Source organism: Flavobacterium sp. N3904 (assembly GCF_025947305.1).
Lineage (GTDB): Bacteria > Bacteroidota > Bacteroidia > Flavobacteriales > Flavobacteriaceae > Flavobacterium.
In genome coordinates, this window is record NZ_CP110009.1 from 1,415,139 (window position 1) to 1,431,012 (window position 15,874).

At 32.5% G+C, this 15,874-nt stretch carries 11 protein-coding genes; 9 read left to right on the forward strand and 2 right to left on the reverse strand.

Translation table 11 applies throughout. From position 1 onward, the window contains the following. The first annotated feature begins 2 nt into the window (after nucleotides 1–2). Genes OLM57_RS05780 through OLM57_RS05790 form a run of 3 tightly spaced genes read left to right on the forward strand, consistent with a single transcriptional unit; the run spans nucleotide 3 to nucleotide 8,312 of the window. The gene (locus OLM57_RS05780; RefSeq protein ID WP_264566287.1) at nucleotides 3–6,116 is read left to right on the forward strand and encodes a DEAD/DEAH box helicase; all 6,114 of its coding nucleotides are present in this window, start codon (nucleotides 3–5) and stop codon (nucleotides 6,114–6,116) included. Then, nucleotides 6,113–7,204 carry a PD-(D/E)XK nuclease family protein gene (locus tag OLM57_RS05785; RefSeq protein ID WP_264566288.1) on the forward strand — a complete coding sequence of 364 codons (1,092 nt, stop codon included), beginning with the start codon at nucleotides 6,113–6,115 and terminating at the stop codon, nucleotides 7,202–7,204. Before OLM57_RS05780 ends, OLM57_RS05785 begins: the two co-directional genes overlap by 4 nt. Then, complete coding sequence (locus OLM57_RS05790) at nucleotides 7,197–8,312, forward strand: DNA cytosine methyltransferase (RefSeq protein WP_264566289.1); 1,116 nt, start codon at nucleotides 7,197–7,199, stop codon at nucleotides 8,310–8,312. Before OLM57_RS05785 ends, OLM57_RS05790 begins: the two co-directional genes overlap by 8 nt. Nucleotides 8,313–8,971: 659 nt before the next feature. Here the strand turns inward: OLM57_RS05790 and OLM57_RS05795 are convergent. Both OLM57_RS05795 and OLM57_RS05800 read right to left on the reverse strand, forming a co-directional pair. Continuing rightward, entirely contained in the window at nucleotides 8,972–10,513 is a 1,542-nt protein-coding gene (locus OLM57_RS05795) for a hypothetical protein (protein ID WP_264566290.1), read from the reverse strand. Nucleotides 10,514–10,694: 181 nt separating this feature from the next. Further along, nucleotides 10,695–11,693 (reverse strand): DNA cytosine methyltransferase, encoded by a 999-nt coding sequence (locus tag OLM57_RS05800; protein ID WP_264566291.1) that lies wholly within the window; start codon nucleotides 11,691–11,693, stop codon nucleotides 10,695–10,697. A 196-nt stretch (nucleotides 11,694–11,889) separates the two neighbouring features. Between OLM57_RS05800 and OLM57_RS05805 the strand changes: the two genes are divergently transcribed. From OLM57_RS05805 to OLM57_RS05830, 6 genes are all read left to right on the forward strand, one after another. Beyond that, nucleotides 11,890–12,201 carry a hypothetical protein gene (locus OLM57_RS05805; RefSeq protein ID WP_264566292.1) on the forward strand — a complete coding sequence of 104 codons (312 nt, stop codon included), beginning with the start codon at nucleotides 11,890–11,892 and terminating at the stop codon, nucleotides 12,199–12,201. Between the two features lie 151 nt (nucleotides 12,202–12,352). Continuing rightward, on the forward strand, nucleotides 12,353–12,985 hold the full coding sequence (locus OLM57_RS05810; protein WP_264566293.1) for a recombinase family protein: 633 nt from the start codon (nucleotides 12,353–12,355) through the stop codon (nucleotides 12,983–12,985). Nucleotides 12,986–13,560: 575 nt separating this feature from the next. After that, entirely contained in the window at nucleotides 13,561–13,875 is a 315-nt protein-coding gene (locus tag OLM57_RS05815) for a hypothetical protein (protein WP_264566294.1), read from the forward strand. Nucleotides 13,876–14,072: 197 nt separating this feature from the next. Then, on the forward strand, nucleotides 14,073–14,900 hold the full coding sequence (locus tag OLM57_RS05820; protein WP_264566295.1) for a phage Gp37/Gp68 family protein: 828 nt from the start codon (nucleotides 14,073–14,075) through the stop codon (nucleotides 14,898–14,900). A gap of 4 nt (nucleotides 14,901–14,904) precedes the next feature. Next, complete coding sequence (locus tag OLM57_RS05825) at nucleotides 14,905–15,498, forward strand: hypothetical protein (RefSeq protein WP_264566296.1); 594 nt, start codon at nucleotides 14,905–14,907, stop codon at nucleotides 15,496–15,498. Next, nucleotides 15,498–15,845, forward strand: a complete 348-nt coding sequence (locus OLM57_RS05830; protein WP_264566297.1) for a hypothetical protein — start codon at nucleotides 15,498–15,500, stop codon at nucleotides 15,843–15,845. The genes OLM57_RS05825 and OLM57_RS05830 overlap by 1 nt, the downstream gene beginning before the upstream one ends. Nucleotides 15,846–15,874 lie beyond the last annotated feature (29 nt).

Consider the following 15,874-nt stretch of genomic DNA (forward strand, 5'->3'; position numbering starts at 1 on the left):
AAATGAAAGACCCAATCACAGCTTTTGACACAATCAAAGACAACTATATACGCTATGTAGAAACTGCATTTGATACAAAATTCACTTCTGTAAATTCAGAGAGAAAAATCAAATTAAATACTGATAAGGTTTTATATAGAGAACCTTGGATTGAACCATTGTCGGATTACAAATCAAGTAACTTTACAATTTCACAACTTACAAAAAGTGAAGTTCCAAACATGACTGATACAGAGTTGGAAACATTCAAGTCATTAGTAAAAACTGGATTGTTTTCTGATTCATTTCCTATGTATGCACATCAGGCAAACATGCTCAAGCAAGCAATGAATAAAAAACATTGTATCATTACATCAGGTACAGGTTCAGGAAAAACGGAATCTTTTTTACTACCATTGTTTGCACAACTTTCAAAAGAGCTTTCACAATGGGGAAAATCTAACGGTACAAATAAAAATTACTGGTGGAGTAAGAATGACTTGGCTGACAAAGACATTGTCAAAGATTTCAATCTAAGTCCTGAAGTAAGACAAAGGCCTAATGATGGCAGACCGCAAGCTATTAGAGCTCTTATTCTTTATCCGATGAATGCTTTGGTTGAAGACCAACTTACAAGATTGAGAAAAGCTCTTGATTCGGACAAGACAAGAGAGTTGTTGAAAACCAAAGCAAACAACAACTCAATATATTTTGGTAGATACACTGGTAATACTCCATCATCAGGCGAATTACACTCTTTTAATGATACTGGAGTTAAAAAAATTAACAAGTATAAAGTTGAACAACTACGAAAGGAACTTGTAGCACTTGAAAAATCTTCTAATGACATAAAAGAGCATATTGAAGAAACAAAGAAATCAGAAGAGGAGGCTGCGGATTTAATTGCATTTTATCCGAGGTTAGACGGTGCGGAAATGCGAACAAGATTTGATATGCAAGTTGCACCACCTGATATTATGATTACGAATTACTCCATGTTGAGTATTATGCTCATGAGAGAAATTGACAGTGGCATTTTCGACAAGACAAGAGATTGGCTCAATTGCGATGATGAATTTTCAAAAGACCTCTCAACTGAAGAAAAAACAAAAGAAAAAGAAAACAGAGTTTTTCATTTAATCATTGATGAGCTGCACTTGTACAGAGGAACTCAAGGAACAGAAGTAGCCTATCTTTTAAAACTTATTTTGAATAGATTAGGGTTACATCCCAATCATCCTCAATTGAAGATACTTGCTTCTTCTGCTTCGCTTGATGCAGATGATTCAAAGAGTATTGACTTCATTCAAGATTTTTTTGGTGTTGCAGATGCCAAGAGTTCGTTTGCTATTATCAAAGGTGAAAATAATCTTGTCCATCCGCTTTCAAGTGAAGCAGAAAAACTTCCAATTGAACCTTTCAAAAAAATCAGCGAAGTTTTTTATGCTACCAATGGGAATATTAATTCAGAAAAATTTAAGAAACAATGTTTAGTCACTGCAAATGCTTTGAAATCGTTTGCTAATATTACTTTGGCAGAAGTAGAGCCAATACAGTTAGTTTTAAAAGTTCTACTTGACAAAAAATTAGAATTAAGGGAACGTTTATACAATGCTTGTACAATAGACGGAAATGAAAGAGCAGTTTGTTCATTAAGGGCAAACGGAGATATTGACAGTAAAGATATTTTAACCGAGAAAATATTTGGAAAAGAAAATTCAAAAGAAGATTTACGAAACGCAATTAGTGGTTTACTCATTTTGCGTTCCATGTATGACCTTTCCGAGTACAAAAAAATTGAATCAAATAACAATGAATCAAAATTGCCACGATTCAGGTTTCATTATTTCTTTCGCAATATTGAAGGCTTGTGGGGTTCATTAAATGAGGAAGATATTGCAGATGAATTTAAAGACGAAGAAAGAACAGTTGGAAAATTATATCCACAGGCACAAATAAAATCAGAGAAGGGTTACAGAGTTTTAGAATTACTTTATTGTGATAATTGCGGGACAACTCTTTTTGGAGGTAGCCGATTGAAAGCATCAGACGATACAAATAGTTTTTTTGAACTACTCCCACTTAGCCCCAACATTGAAGGAATTCCAGAGAAAACGCCTCACAAACTTTTAGAGAGAAGAACCTATCAAGAGTATGCGATTTTTTGGGTGCAAGGTAAACAAGAATTAGAACCACACGAAAGACCAAATGGATATTGGAGACAAGCTACTGTAAATAATTCTATCGACCAAAAAGATTACACCTCTACTTGGGAGAAAGCATCAATAAATATATATTCAGGAGACGTAAAGGAAACGTACGAGAAGGCAGAGCAAGAACCTACTAACTGGCGTAAAGGATACTATTTCAAAATTGCCCATGACAAATCTCCCCGATTAGATATTGCATTTAACTCAGCAATAGTAGATACTCATAAAGCAACACCCTGTGTTTGCCCTGGATGTGGTATTAATCATAGTAAACATAAGCAGGGAATAGTTAAAAATAAAATTTCATCAATAAGAGGTTTCAGAACGGGTTTCGCCAAGTCAAGTCAAATGTTTGCTAAAGAGTTAATGTATCAACTACCAAACAAACAAGACGAAAGAAAGTTAGTTGTATTTTCAGATAGCAGGGAAGATTCTGCACAAGTAGCAAATGGTATCGAGAGAAATCATTTTATAGATTTATTGAGAGAACTTTTAATTCGTGAGTTAAACAGTCGGCTAATAATTAAACATGAAATCCTCAAAGCATTCAAAGCAAATGACACAGGAAAAATTACAGAGTTTAGATTAACATACAATGACCTTGTTGATGAAGTTGATGATGTTTGGAATGATGCGAACACTACAAGAACAACACCGAAAGCAATAAACGAAAAGAATTTTGCCTTACGAAAAATTGAAGAAATTGAAACAAGAATTATTAAAGTCAGAGATTTAATTGACTACACAAACAATCTAAACTTAGCTCCATTAGTTAAACGAATAGCAGAGTTAGGAATCAATCCGGGAGGCAACGACATTAGGTTGCAGTCAACACCCGATGCTAAAATTCCTTGGTATAAAGTGATTAACTTTGAGAATCCACAACAATGGGCCGAAGGAGTTGATGACGAATTTATCAGAGAAATAAAAAAGGGAACATTGCGAAAAATGGCGAATATGTTTTTTGCTTCTTTGTTTTATTCGTTTGAAAGTTCTGCATTAGGTTATTTAACAATCAATCCAGGGACACCAGCGCTTTTAAAATATGCAGGTGCAGTTGGATTAGCCCCGAAAGTTTTTCTTGAAATTGTAAATTCTTCAATCAGAATTTTAGGAGATAAGTACAATCACAATCAAGTTGATGAAGACAATTTTCCGTTTGATATTATTACGTACAATAATTTTCCAAGTTTATGTAAAGGTTATATCCGCAATGTTGCTGACCGCCTCTCAATTTCCGATACACTATTAGGACAAAACATATTTGAATTGCTTACAGAAATAAATCTGCTAAAGGGAAATACAGGCTTACAATTTGAAGATTTATTTATCAAAGCATCAACGGCAAATGATGAGGTTTGGTTAAGTAGTAGGAGTAGAAGAGCACATCTTCATTTTTCTGGTGGAGTTTGCACGCAAACAAAATCCCAACTTGACCCTTCAAATAAAACAACTTGTGAAAAAGTTTGGGAGGAAAATTATTTATCTCATTCTGCAATGATTCAAAACAGAGAGCCGATAAGAATTCATTGTGAGGAATTAACAGGGCAAACAGACAATCAATTTGAGAGGCAACGACATTTTAGAAATGTTGTTTTGAAGGCAGAAGGGAATCCACTTGTAAAACAAATTGATTTACTCAGTGTAACAACAACATTGGAAGTTGGAGTTGACATTGGAGCATTACAAGCGGTAATGTTGGCAAATATGCCACCGCAAAGATTCAACTACCAACAAAGAGTTGGACGAGCTGGAAGGCGAGGACAAGCATATTCTATAATACTTACATTTTGTAGAGGTAGAAGTCATGATGAATTTTATTTTTCAAATCCTCAAAAAATTACTGGTGACAGTCCACCTACTCCATTCCTGACAATGAAGCAAGAGAGAATTTGTTTGCGATTAATTTCAAAAGAAATTTTACGACAAGCATACTTGACAATTGAAGTGAATGAAAACTTTGATGAAAATAAATCAAGCATTCACGGGGTATTTGGAAAAGCTCACAACTGGAATAGTTACAAAACGCACATAACAAATTGGGTAAATGCAAATCATGCTTCTATTAAATCAGTAATTGACTGCATCACACCTTCTCAGCTAAGTCTTCTTAAAGTGCCATTTCAAAATTACTTTACAGATACAATAACAACAGACGGTTTTATAGCTAAAGTGGAAAGCGTGATTCTGAATGGTGAGATTCCTACTGATGATATTTCTCAAAAATTTGCTGAAGGCGGAATTCTTCCAATGTTTGGAATGCCAACTGATGTAAAATATTTTTATCATGGGACAGCACCGAATAATGAAACTCTGAAAATTGACAGAGCTCAAGCAATGGCTGTTTATGATTTTGCCCCAGGTGCACAGAAAACAAAAGACAAAGCAATCTATCAGTCCATTGGTTTTACTTCTGATATCATTAAATCAAGCAATGGAGGAAGAGATATATTAACTAACAAAGAAGATAGCTTAACTGGCAATTCGCCTTTCTATTTAAGCAGATGGATGGAGAGATGTAAAAAGTGTGGCTACAATCAATCATTTGCTGAAGATGATGAGCCAACAAATTTGCAGTGTCTTAATTGTGGTAATTTCGACATATACACATACGGTAAATTTAAAATCAAATCACCAAAAGCATATAGAGGAAATTTTCTTTTAGGCGCAGATAGCCGAGATGAAGCCGACTTTGTTACAAACCGACCACCAATTTATGCAGACCGTTCAACAGAAGGTGATGCAAACCGTGATGAAAAAAATGTAGCAAATACAAAACTTATTATATCCGATAAGGATGTTACTTGGAGAATCAATACTAACGGTGATAAATTTTATACAGGTAGCTATTACGAAGTAGGTAATTTTAATCCTGAAACCCGTAAAAAATCAGTGTTCAAAAATCAGTGGATTCAAGACACTTTTGTTCCAACACCTTCTAGAGGTAACAATCCTTTTATCAATGAAGATGGTTACAGTATTGAATTCTTAAATAGAGTTCAAGAGGAACCGTTAGCACTTGCAATAAATAAAAAAACAGAAATTTTAAAATTCTATCCTACCTCTGTTCCATCGGAATTGCATTTAGATATGTTCAATCTTAAAGACAATCCAAATTATTTTGAAAGACAAAGTTTGGGAGTAAGAGCAGGATTTTATTCTAGTGCATTTTTATTACAACGAGTGTTGGCAGATACACTTGATGTTGACCCAACAGAAATTGAAATTGCAGATATTACCAAGATAGAAATTGATGATATAATAAAGAAAAATGTTGCTGAAATAATTCTAACAGATGAATTGCCTAATGGGTCCGGTTTTGTAAGAAAACTTTACGAAGAGTTTGAATTTATGCTTGATGAAGCATTGGAGCCAAAATCAATTGACACATACATTCAAAGAATTCATTCACAAGAACACGAAGGCAGATGCTATGATGCTTGTTATGACTGCTTGAAGGTTTATAGAAATATGAATTGGCATAGCCTGTTGGATTGGCGTTTAGGGATAGGGATTTTGCGAATCTTCAAAGACAAAAATTATAAGTCAGGTGCAGATGGTGTTTTCGATAAAATTGAAATAAAAAGTTGGTTAACGTTTGCCATAACATTGAGAGACCAATTTGTTGAAAGTTTCTTTGTCAAAGAAGGACAGCCAAAAGAAGATTACGTGATTGATTTCAATGGATTGCCCGCAATAAAGCATGGTGCTATAAAGAACGGAAGGCGAAAAATAATTTTGATAGTTCATCCATTTTGGAAATTAGAAAATCCAGAAGAAGATGCTTGGTACACCAATAGGATTAGCGAGGCACATGATTACATTCAAGGCAAAGGCGGAAGTATCGAAGATGATTTTGAATGCTTAGACACATTTAATCTTCAAAGAAGAATTGGTTGGTGCTTTGAGAAAATTATGAATAAATGATTAAGAAGTTAAACGACTATAAAATAAAAAATCTGACTCATATTTCTCCAAGTCAATATCATTCAGCCATTAGTTGCCCTTACAAATTAGTTTTAGCTAATTCATTTGGGTATCAATCTTTGTTACCATTAAATGCTAATGCTCACTGTGGTTCAATCATTCACAAAATGATAGAGCTAATTTCAAAAGGAGTAATTAATGATGAACAAACATTTACTGAAAATTGGACTGATTTAGTAAACAAGAAAGAGGAAGAATTAAAACAAAAAGGCTTAGCAAGTATAACACCTTTGAAATATTTTGTTACTGACTTTGCTTTGAAAAAAAATCAAATCAAAAATATCTTGCGGAAGAAGCAAGAAAAAATCAGAAGTTCTTTAGATACCTCATCAAATAAATTTTATTCAGAAAAGAGGTTAGAAAACTCAGATAAAAGCATTATCGGTATAGCTGACCTAATAATTGAGAATGATTCGGGAACAACAATTTTAGATTTTAAAACTGGGAAAATTTATTCTGATGCAATTGATGAAAGCGGAATAAGTGAGCAAGTCGTAAAAAAAGAATATGAAATTCAATTAAAACTTTATGCTCATTTGTATTTTTTAATGAATGGAAAATACCCGAAAGCACTATTTATAGTAAGTTTATCAAATGATTTTATTGAAGTGGAGTTTAAAAATACTGATTGCGAAATAATCTACTCAGAAGTATTAAATTTTCTTGCAACTACAAATTCATTCATTACAAAAAATGATATAAAATCAATTGCAAAACCTTCAACGGAGAACTGCAGATATTGTTCTTACAGGCCAGCATGTGGTTTTTATTCAAATTGGCTAACTACTAATTTTGAAGAAGTACATGATTTATTTGGTACAATTGAAAAGGTTAATCAATTCAGTAATGATACGCTGGGCTTACAAATAAAGACACTAGGCAAACAAATTCTGATAAATGGATTTACAAAAGAAAAAAAAGGGGATTTTGAATCTCTTATTGGTAAAAATGTGATATTTTACAATTTAAAAAAAACAAGGCAGTCACTAAACGCAACTGCTAACAACTTTACTATAGTTTATGAATAATGAATACGAACAAAAAACCCCTATACTTTCTTTTTATTCTGGTGGGGGGTTTATGGATATGGGGTTTGAGCAAGCAGGTTTTGAAATTGTTTGGACAAACGAATTTGATGAAACATTTGCAAAACTTCATGCTGCTGGAATAACTTCATGGAGAAAATCATTAGGAAATGAAACAGAAGCAGAAATTTTTAATACTAAATCCATAGTTGAAATATCATCTGAAGAAATTATTAACGAAGCATTTCCTAATGGGAAACCAAATTTTTTTGGCATGATTGGAGGGCCACCTTGCCAAGATTTTAGTCTAAATGGAAAACTTAAAGGATTCAGTGGAGAAAGAGGAAAATTAACAGTAATATATTTAAATAAAATATTAGAATTGTTGCCAACCTTCTTTGTTATGGAAAATGTTACCGGCTTAGTAAAAAGAAAAGAAACAAGTGAGTTTTTAAATAAATTATTGAAAAAAGTAAAAAAAGAATATCATGTTGATTCTAAAGTTCTTAATTCTTTGAATTTTGGAGTGCCACAAAATAGAGAAAGAGTTTTTTTTATTGGTATAAAGAAAAATTTGATAAAAGGAAATACCAAACCAAACTGGTTTCCCTTTCCTGTTAATGAGCAAAATATAAATGTTCTTAAAGAATATGAATGGGGTAATATGACTCCTTTTGGAGAAAATCCTGTAAAACCTTTAAATTTAAAAATAGAATTATGCGTTGAAAGTTGTTTAGTATCACCCGAAAACGAATTAATAATTGATAACGCAAAAGAATATTTCCCTTTAAAACCTAATCTTAATAAACTACTAAATATACAAGAAGGTGAAACAAATAGACCTTCTTTTAAGCGATTACATAGATATAGATATAGCCCAACTGCTTGTTATGGAAATAATGAAGTTCATTTACATCCTTATCAAAATAGACGATTGTCGGTTCGAGAAGCTTTAAGAATACAAGGAGTTCCAGATAGTTACGTTTTACCTAGTGAAATATCAATGTCAAAAAAATTTAAAATGATTGGTAATGGTGTTCCTGTTCCACTTGCAAAAGTAATTGCTGTTGCTGTAAAAGAATTTATCAAAGCAAAAAAAACAAGTCAATGAAAAGTTCTCCAACAAAAAAACACGCCTATAAAAAAAATGTGGAAAAAAGAGAAATTTCTAATCTTTGAAAAAATAGAATCGAACTCAAATCTTATAATCTTGAATCTAATTGATAAATCTTACTCAATACTCCTCCAGTAGTTGAGATTATTTTCCCTTTTGGCACGCCTACTTTATCAAGTAGCATAAGCATTTGTTTTGCTGTTAGTTTTAGTTTCATATCTTTCTTTTAATGATAAATATCTTGCAATTGACCCAAACACCAATATAAAAATAAATTATCCTCCTAAATGAGGCTTTGCACTCACACAACATATCGATTATATTTGGGTTTTAATAGTAATTATGAAATAATTGAATAAGCAGTCGCAGGAGCGTCTTTGACCAATGGGTACGGATAAACAATCGATTAAGTCTAAAAATGGAACCAAATTTTTGCATGATATTTTTTTTTGAATATCGATGGGTGTATATATCGATATCCGAAAAATCGCCTATTAGTAGGAAGGTAACGGTTAACTTGAAATTAAAAAATTGTATAAACAACGGGGGGAGGAGCCTCCCTGCCCCCCTTATTTTTGATTTAGGCAGAACCCCAAATATGGCTCTGAATAACATAGTTGGCTTTTGGATTAAAAATATCTCGAATCAACAAGACTTTATGATAGGGTTTCCGTAGCGGGATTCTGTTTTTCATCATTGGACAATTTGGCTATGGTCTTAATTGCATATTGCTGAATTATGGTATCCATAACCTCTTTTACTCTCTTTGCATAATCTGGATGAAAAAACAAAGCATCATAGACATATCCAACGAAAATACCTTCTTTATTGAGTTGCTGAATAACAGCTGTCATTACCTCAACTTCTTTTGCAAATAATCTACGGGAAGTAATCTTGTGTTTATACTGACTGCTATATTTTTCGGCAATAACATTTTGAAGCATTCTCGGCTCATTTTGTTGATAATATGAGTAAAGTGGAGATTGTTTCATTTGCCAAAACTGCTTGTTAAAAAAAGACAAGTGTTCGTTTTTTACCATCTTTACTTCGATATTCAGCTCTGAGCCTAAGTCACTATGAGTTAAATTAGATGTGGACCCATCGTACAATGCAATAGCTATATTTGGGTGTAGACAGCTATAATCACTTTCTATATGAGCCTGACCGTTTATTAAAACCAGATTTCTAATCCAACTTGGCATAAGTGTAAATGAATCTACTACACGACCACCACTAGCCTCACCACCAACCGTAGGAATCAATAATCCATTATCGGTTAAATATTCAAATATCTCGATAGCATCCTCCATAAAAGAGAGTTCTTTATGATTTTTATAGTATGACCTAGCATGTTTATTTAGTTTTGTTAGTTTCTTGTCTTTCTTTGTCACGTATCCTAAAGCAATTAACCTATCAGCTTCTTTTTTAATTTGGTCCATAGTTGGAAGACTAATATCCTGATAGAATCTGATAAGGTTCTCACAGATTGGGTTCTTTTTGGCTTCTCCTAAAACTCTGTAGTAATGCTTGTTTAGAAGAGCTATAGCTTCTTTTGTTTTTAAGTCATAACTTACTATTCCTTTACCTAAATAAGGCGGTGTTAAGCGATAGAAATGATTCTTTTCACCTATGATGCTGATATGGTCACATTCAAGTATAGCCCCTTTTTTCAAAGGTTCTTCTAGTGCTGTTATTACTTTTTTATAGGTCAAAGGATTCAGACTTAAAAAGTCTCGTAGATATTCGGCTCGAAGTGATTTCCATCCATTAGGTTGGCTTCCATTTTTGATATCGAAATAAGTGGAATTTAATTGGGTACAAAACAATAAACACAATTCAATGGCTACCTCAACATCCTTATGAATCTCCTTTAATAGTTTTCTTGATACATATTTTCGGATTACATATTCTACTTTACTAGGTATCTTTATTCTATTATTATTGATTACAAATAGCGATAATTGAGCAGAAATATCAGTAGTAATATTGTCATCATTATAGGCTGTAACCCTTGATAAATCTAGTACTTCTTTATCTTTTAGAAAAGTATTATCTAAAACATCATTAATGAGTAGGTAAGTTGATTGATTAGATGAATGAAATTTCCCTAGTAGTGATTCATAAGTAAAGTTATCATGTAATTGGAAGTTATTATCAAAAAAATATAAATTTGATAATAGAGATTGATTTTGTTGCATGGTTTCATAATTATTCTGCTTTTATGTTATTGTTGGATTCTGCTTCTTTTTCACTGGGGCAGAACCCAGATAGGAGCTTACTCTATCTGGACCCAGTAATTGCCTGTTAAAGCAATATTATCAACGATACTTCTTTCTATTGGAATAGTCAATAGGGAAATCATCTGAAACGTTATTTTTTTTAGATTTTTTTTAATGGTGTCACCAAATGAGCAATCACATCAACTGTCATTGCCAATCCAATGCTTTTTAATTTATTGGTTTTGGATACATTAGGTACGTTTGAAACATAACCGTCAGGAATTGTCATAAGCCTTTCGGATTCTAATACGCTTGGTAAACGATAGCATCCGTTTGGAAAATCATATTCGTCAAAGCCTAAACGAGATTTCCCAATGTATCCTGATTTGTGAAGTATAAATGGGTATTCAAGCAATTTTTGTTCGGTTGGTTGGTCTGCAAACTTTTTGTCCTTATATATAAGGTTTCCAATATTCATCTTGTAGTATCTAAAAATCCCATTGGTTAGAGTACAATTGCTTCCTAATAACACATTTGCCTTTTCCTTGTCAACATATCCATTGACTACAATATCTTGGTAATTGAATTTTTTAGGTTCAGGAACTCCAACATTAGGAATGTTGGTCCAGTAAAGTCTTCTTCTATTGGCAGGAGCAATATCTGCTGAATTTATCTTCACTAATTTTACATCATGAAATATTTTTGAGAGCTCATTAGTAATTATGTCTCGGTCCTTTGAGGTCATACTAGCAACATTCTCCATTAGGAAATAGAGCTTTTTATTAGTTGGTGCAAATACATAGATATCTCGGAGGATTCTTTTGGCTTCATAAAACAATCTTGATTCAGTTCCTTCAAGTCCTCTTCGGTCCACAGGGTTAATACTGCTGAGGTTAGTGCAGGGACTTCCAAAAACTACGAGGTCAATTTCATTTCTTAAGTCGATACCGTCAATCTTGCAAACATCACCTAATTGAATAAAATTTGTATCACCTGAATAATGATAATCCTGAATTGCTAAAGCATGAGGACAAATTTCGCTACTGTAATATTTATTGATTTTAATTCCTGATTTTTCAAGTGCTAGTTTGGCACAGCTTATTCCATCGAATAGTGATAAGACATTAAGTCCATCTTGGTTGGTTTGGGTTTGTTTCATAATATTTATCTGTTTTAGATAAATATTACCCCATGTCAAAAAAGACTAGAAAAAGAAGAGCCGCATTTTATTATTTTTAACATTCTCAGTATACACGGGGCTTAAGACGTGAAAAAAAATCAAAATATTTTAATAATCCCTGGCGCAGGAACAAATTTCCTTGTACACTCGCAGTGTACAACAAACAATCAGAAAAATGAGCACAGAAACAAATACAATGGAGATAGCCAGAACAATTATAGAGCAAATCAAATATGCGGACCGTTCTGCATTATGGGCATGGGGAGCAACCAACTTCGCAGCGATTTCAGAAAGTAAAGAATTTCAGGGTGGAGTTGCTTTTCAAGTAAATGGACTTACTCATAAAGGTTGGGTTAAAGTTCAACTTAGATGGGTTGATGACTATACAATAACATTTATCAATAAGAAACGAGAAGTCGTTAAAATCGTTGAGGGAGCTTTCTGTGATATGTTGGTTCCTGTGATAGATTTTATTGAAGGGAAATAGACCAACCCTTTTTTTAGCTTGTTCGCCTTAGATTTAGCCTATAACATTAAATGAAACAACTTAAAACTCGCAAACCCTTAAAAACACAACCAAATGTTTTAAAATAATTTAGAGCCTTATTTTAAAACAAAAACAGATAAAAATTAAATCTATGTATTACTTCTATTCCAGAATCTCAACCGCACAACAAAATTCAAGTCGCCAACTAGAAAACTTCAAATCTCATATTGGCTACGATGCTAAAAAAGTATTCATTGAAAAAATTCAGGGTAGTGTTCCTTTCTTTGAAAGACCAGAAGCAAATCGAATGTTTGATGAAATAACAGACGCTTCAGAAAATTGTACTGTCGTGGTAGATTCAGTTGACCGTTTAGGGAGAAACTTGCTAGATATTCTCCACACCATTGAGACTTTTACTAAAAATGGAATAAGCTTAAAATCCCTAAAAGAGGGTTTCACTACCTTATTAGATGATGGTCAGGAAAATCCAATGGCAAAGCTAGTAATTAGTGTAATGGCAAGTATTGGAGAAATGGAACGTAATCGAATCAAAACCAGAACTGCTGAAGGAATAGCAATTGCCAAGGCTATGGGTAAATTTACAGGACGGAAATTTGGGAGTGCCCAATCAGATGAAAAACTATTACAACGCCACCAGACGATTCAAAAGAAATTACAAAAAGGATTAACCGTAAGAGAGATTACAGAAATTACAGGTGCCTCTAGTGCTACTATAATTAAAGTGAAAAAGGTACTAATACAAAGAAAAATGCTATCAATTTAGACTAATATAAAAAATTAACAAATTATTAACACAACCTGTTTTATGGCAGTTAACTTGTTGATTATCAGCGACAAATTGCTAAGTAGATTAACTTATGTAGAAATTTATGACATAAGTTAATTTACTTGTTGTTTTTAGATGTATAATCCTACTTAAAATTTTGCTTGAAAATAGTGAAATTTTGATAATTCCCTACAATTACGTACCTTTACGGAGTAATCTATCGATAGGATTCACTTGCAAGCCATTTAACATTCTTTCAGACTAAGGATGTTTTAAAAAACAAGACGATGTTGTAAAGCTGAACAACTGAGTCAAAAAATCGTACTAATATTCCATAATTGACAATTCGGTGCAATAACCGAAGGGGATACTCATGCTTAAAAATTAGCTAACATTTAAAAATTAAAAATATGAAGTAAAAGAAACGAAAAAAACAGGTTCTGCAGAAAAACAAAAAAGTCTTTCCGATTCGAGAAAGCAAAAAAACAAACAATTTATTAAATCAAAAAAAATCTATTAACTAATGGACAGGAAGAGAACTGTCCTAACCGTAACATTAAAATTTAAAAACTATGAAAAATTCAATGTCAACAACAGAAAATGATTTACAAATAATTAGTGTAGTGATTCCAAGTTTAAATGGCTCGTATGCTAAACTATTAGTCCTAACAGGAAACGAATATGCTAAAATTAAAGAGACATCCGAATCAAACAAAGGGAAGGGCGAAAAACTGTTTGCATTATATGCTGAATCAAACTTGCATCACGAGATATCATCTGGAATGGGGGCCTTAACAAAAAACCAATTTGATGAATTACTCAAAGTAAATTACAATTCAAAGATGCAACAAGGTCGAGGTGGAAAATATTTAAAATCCGTGGCATAGCAAACGAATAAATAGGATTCGGTATTTCTAATAAGCTAATCCTCTAGTTATTCTATCTAGAATAATAAAATCTTTCTTTTCATTTCCGAAAAGAAATCCTAAAACAATTTTATAGAAATAATAATCTACCCAAAAATGGGTATAGGACTTCATATGTCTAAAATCAAATGATAATAAACAATTTAAAAATTAAAATTATGGCTGAAAATAGCAAAATAGAATGGTGTAATCATACTGCCAATTTGTGGTGGGGCTGCGTTGGTGTACATAATGGATGTACTAATTGCTTCGCTGAGTTACTAGCAAAACGATATGGTAAGGAAGTGTGGGGCATTGATAATCCAAGAAGAATGATTAAAAATGTCTGGTCTGAATTAAAAAAATTTCAAAAAGAGGCAGAAAAGCAAAATGAAGTCCATAGAGTCTTTGTTGGTTCGATGATGGATATTTTCGAAAAACCAAAGTCATTGGTTGATACTTATGGAAAACCTCTTTTAGAAGGAGAAAACGAATTCTGGAATACGGGACAATTAAGAGACAAATTCTTCAATGAAGTAGTTCCCAATTCTCCGAATCTAATGTTCTTGTTGTTGACCAAAAGACCTTCAAACATCAATAAATACATTCCAGATAGTTGGAAAGAAAGTCCTCCAAAGAATGTAATGTTCGGAACTTCACCTGTAGACCAAGAGACAGCAAACAAATTAATAGTTCAACTCTCAAAAGTGAATGGTCAAAGATTTCTTTCGGTTGAACCGCAATTGGAGAAAATTGATTTGATGGCTAAAGTTGATGATGAGACTGAAATAGTATTGTTGGATTTGGTTGATTGGGTAATAAATGGAGGTGAAAGCGGACCAAGGAAGAGACCTTTTGATACGGATTGGGGCAGATTACTTCGAGAAGATTGCAAAAAGAAAGGTGTCCCATTTTTCTTTAAACAGATTGATAAAAAATTGGAAATACCTCAAGATTTATTGATAAGAGAATTTCCTGAAAATAAAATAAAAACTTTAAAAAAATAAAAATATGAGAAAATTAGAAGAATTAAAAGAGAATGAATTTAGTATGATTTGTGATTCCCTTAATGGAGTTATTTTGGATTTTAAGCCGATAAATTGGAGAATTAGAATAACGGATGATTTGATTGAAGGTGGTTATGCTTTACAATCAAAATGGAAAGTTGATATCGATGAATTAGAGTATAAATTAGATTGCTTGTCTAATACAGAATTCTTGAAATTACTAGTTAAGGTGGATTTGTTTTGGCAGAATGATGAAAGACATTATACATTAATAAATTCAATTTCACCAAAATCAAAAATTTTAGAAATAACTGATGCAACACAAAAGCATGAACCAATAATTTGGGATTCTCATACAGAAGGGTCTCTATCTGATTTCTTTATGGTTGCATTAGGACTTAATCTTGACTATATAATTTATGTTCAAGATTCTGAAGGTAATATTAATAGTATTTGGGCAACAACTGAAGATGAATTGTTAGAATGTATGTTTACAATTTCTGAATACTTATTCTTAGGATGTATAGATACTCTACAAAATTCTTTAAAAAAAGGAGGTTGGTTTTATTTCAACGAAGAAAATAAAATAATTCAATAATGTTTTTTGCTTTACCTAGAATTTATTTGAATGAAATATCTAAGCAAATAAATAAAAAAGACATTCGAACTGCAAAAAAATGGTGCAAAGAAAATTTCTTAAAAATACACAAGGATTCATCAGGAGAATTTGCGTATCAATACGATTTTGATTTAGCATTTGATATGCCATTGATAAAGGATTTAAAATTAAAGCATGGTGATAATTGGGAGGATTATTACCATGCTTACAATAGAAATGAATTGCACAAACTATTGGATTCACCCCAATCAAAGAAAGTTGAAAAAACGTGTTACGTCCCAAAAGGGAAATTATCCAAAAAATTATTTGGCGGGTCACTTAAATAAAGTACACTCGCATTAAATCTAAATTATAA

Excerpts from the sequence above, each read along its gene's own strand:
- OLM57_RS05780 (WP_264566287.1), top strand. The coding sequence starts at position 3 with ATGAAAGACCCAATCACAGCTTTTGACACAATCAAAGACAACTATATA.
- OLM57_RS05785 (WP_264566288.1), top strand. The coding sequence starts at position 6,113 with ATGATTAAGAAGTTAAACGACTATAAAATAAAAAATCTGACTCATATT.
- OLM57_RS05790 (WP_264566289.1), top strand. The coding sequence starts at position 7,197 with ATGAATAATGAATACGAACAAAAAACCCCTATACTTTCTTTTTATTCT.
- OLM57_RS05795 (WP_264566290.1), bottom strand. The coding sequence starts at position 10,513 with ATGCAACAAAATCAATCTCTATTATCAAATTTATATTTTTTTGATAAT.
- OLM57_RS05800 (WP_264566291.1), bottom strand. The coding sequence starts at position 11,693 with ATGAAACAAACCCAAACCAACCAAGATGGACTTAATGTCTTATCACTA.
- OLM57_RS05805 (WP_264566292.1), top strand. The coding sequence starts at position 11,890 with ATGAGCACAGAAACAAATACAATGGAGATAGCCAGAACAATTATAGAG.
- OLM57_RS05810 (WP_264566293.1), top strand. The coding sequence starts at position 12,353 with ATGTATTACTTCTATTCCAGAATCTCAACCGCACAACAAAATTCAAGT.
- OLM57_RS05815 (WP_264566294.1), top strand. The coding sequence starts at position 13,561 with ATGAAAAATTCAATGTCAACAACAGAAAATGATTTACAAATAATTAGT.
- OLM57_RS05820 (WP_264566295.1), top strand. The coding sequence starts at position 14,073 with ATGGCTGAAAATAGCAAAATAGAATGGTGTAATCATACTGCCAATTTG.
- OLM57_RS05825 (WP_264566296.1), top strand. The coding sequence starts at position 14,905 with ATGAGAAAATTAGAAGAATTAAAAGAGAATGAATTTAGTATGATTTGT.
- OLM57_RS05830 (WP_264566297.1), top strand. The coding sequence starts at position 15,498 with ATGTTTTTTGCTTTACCTAGAATTTATTTGAATGAAATATCTAAGCAA.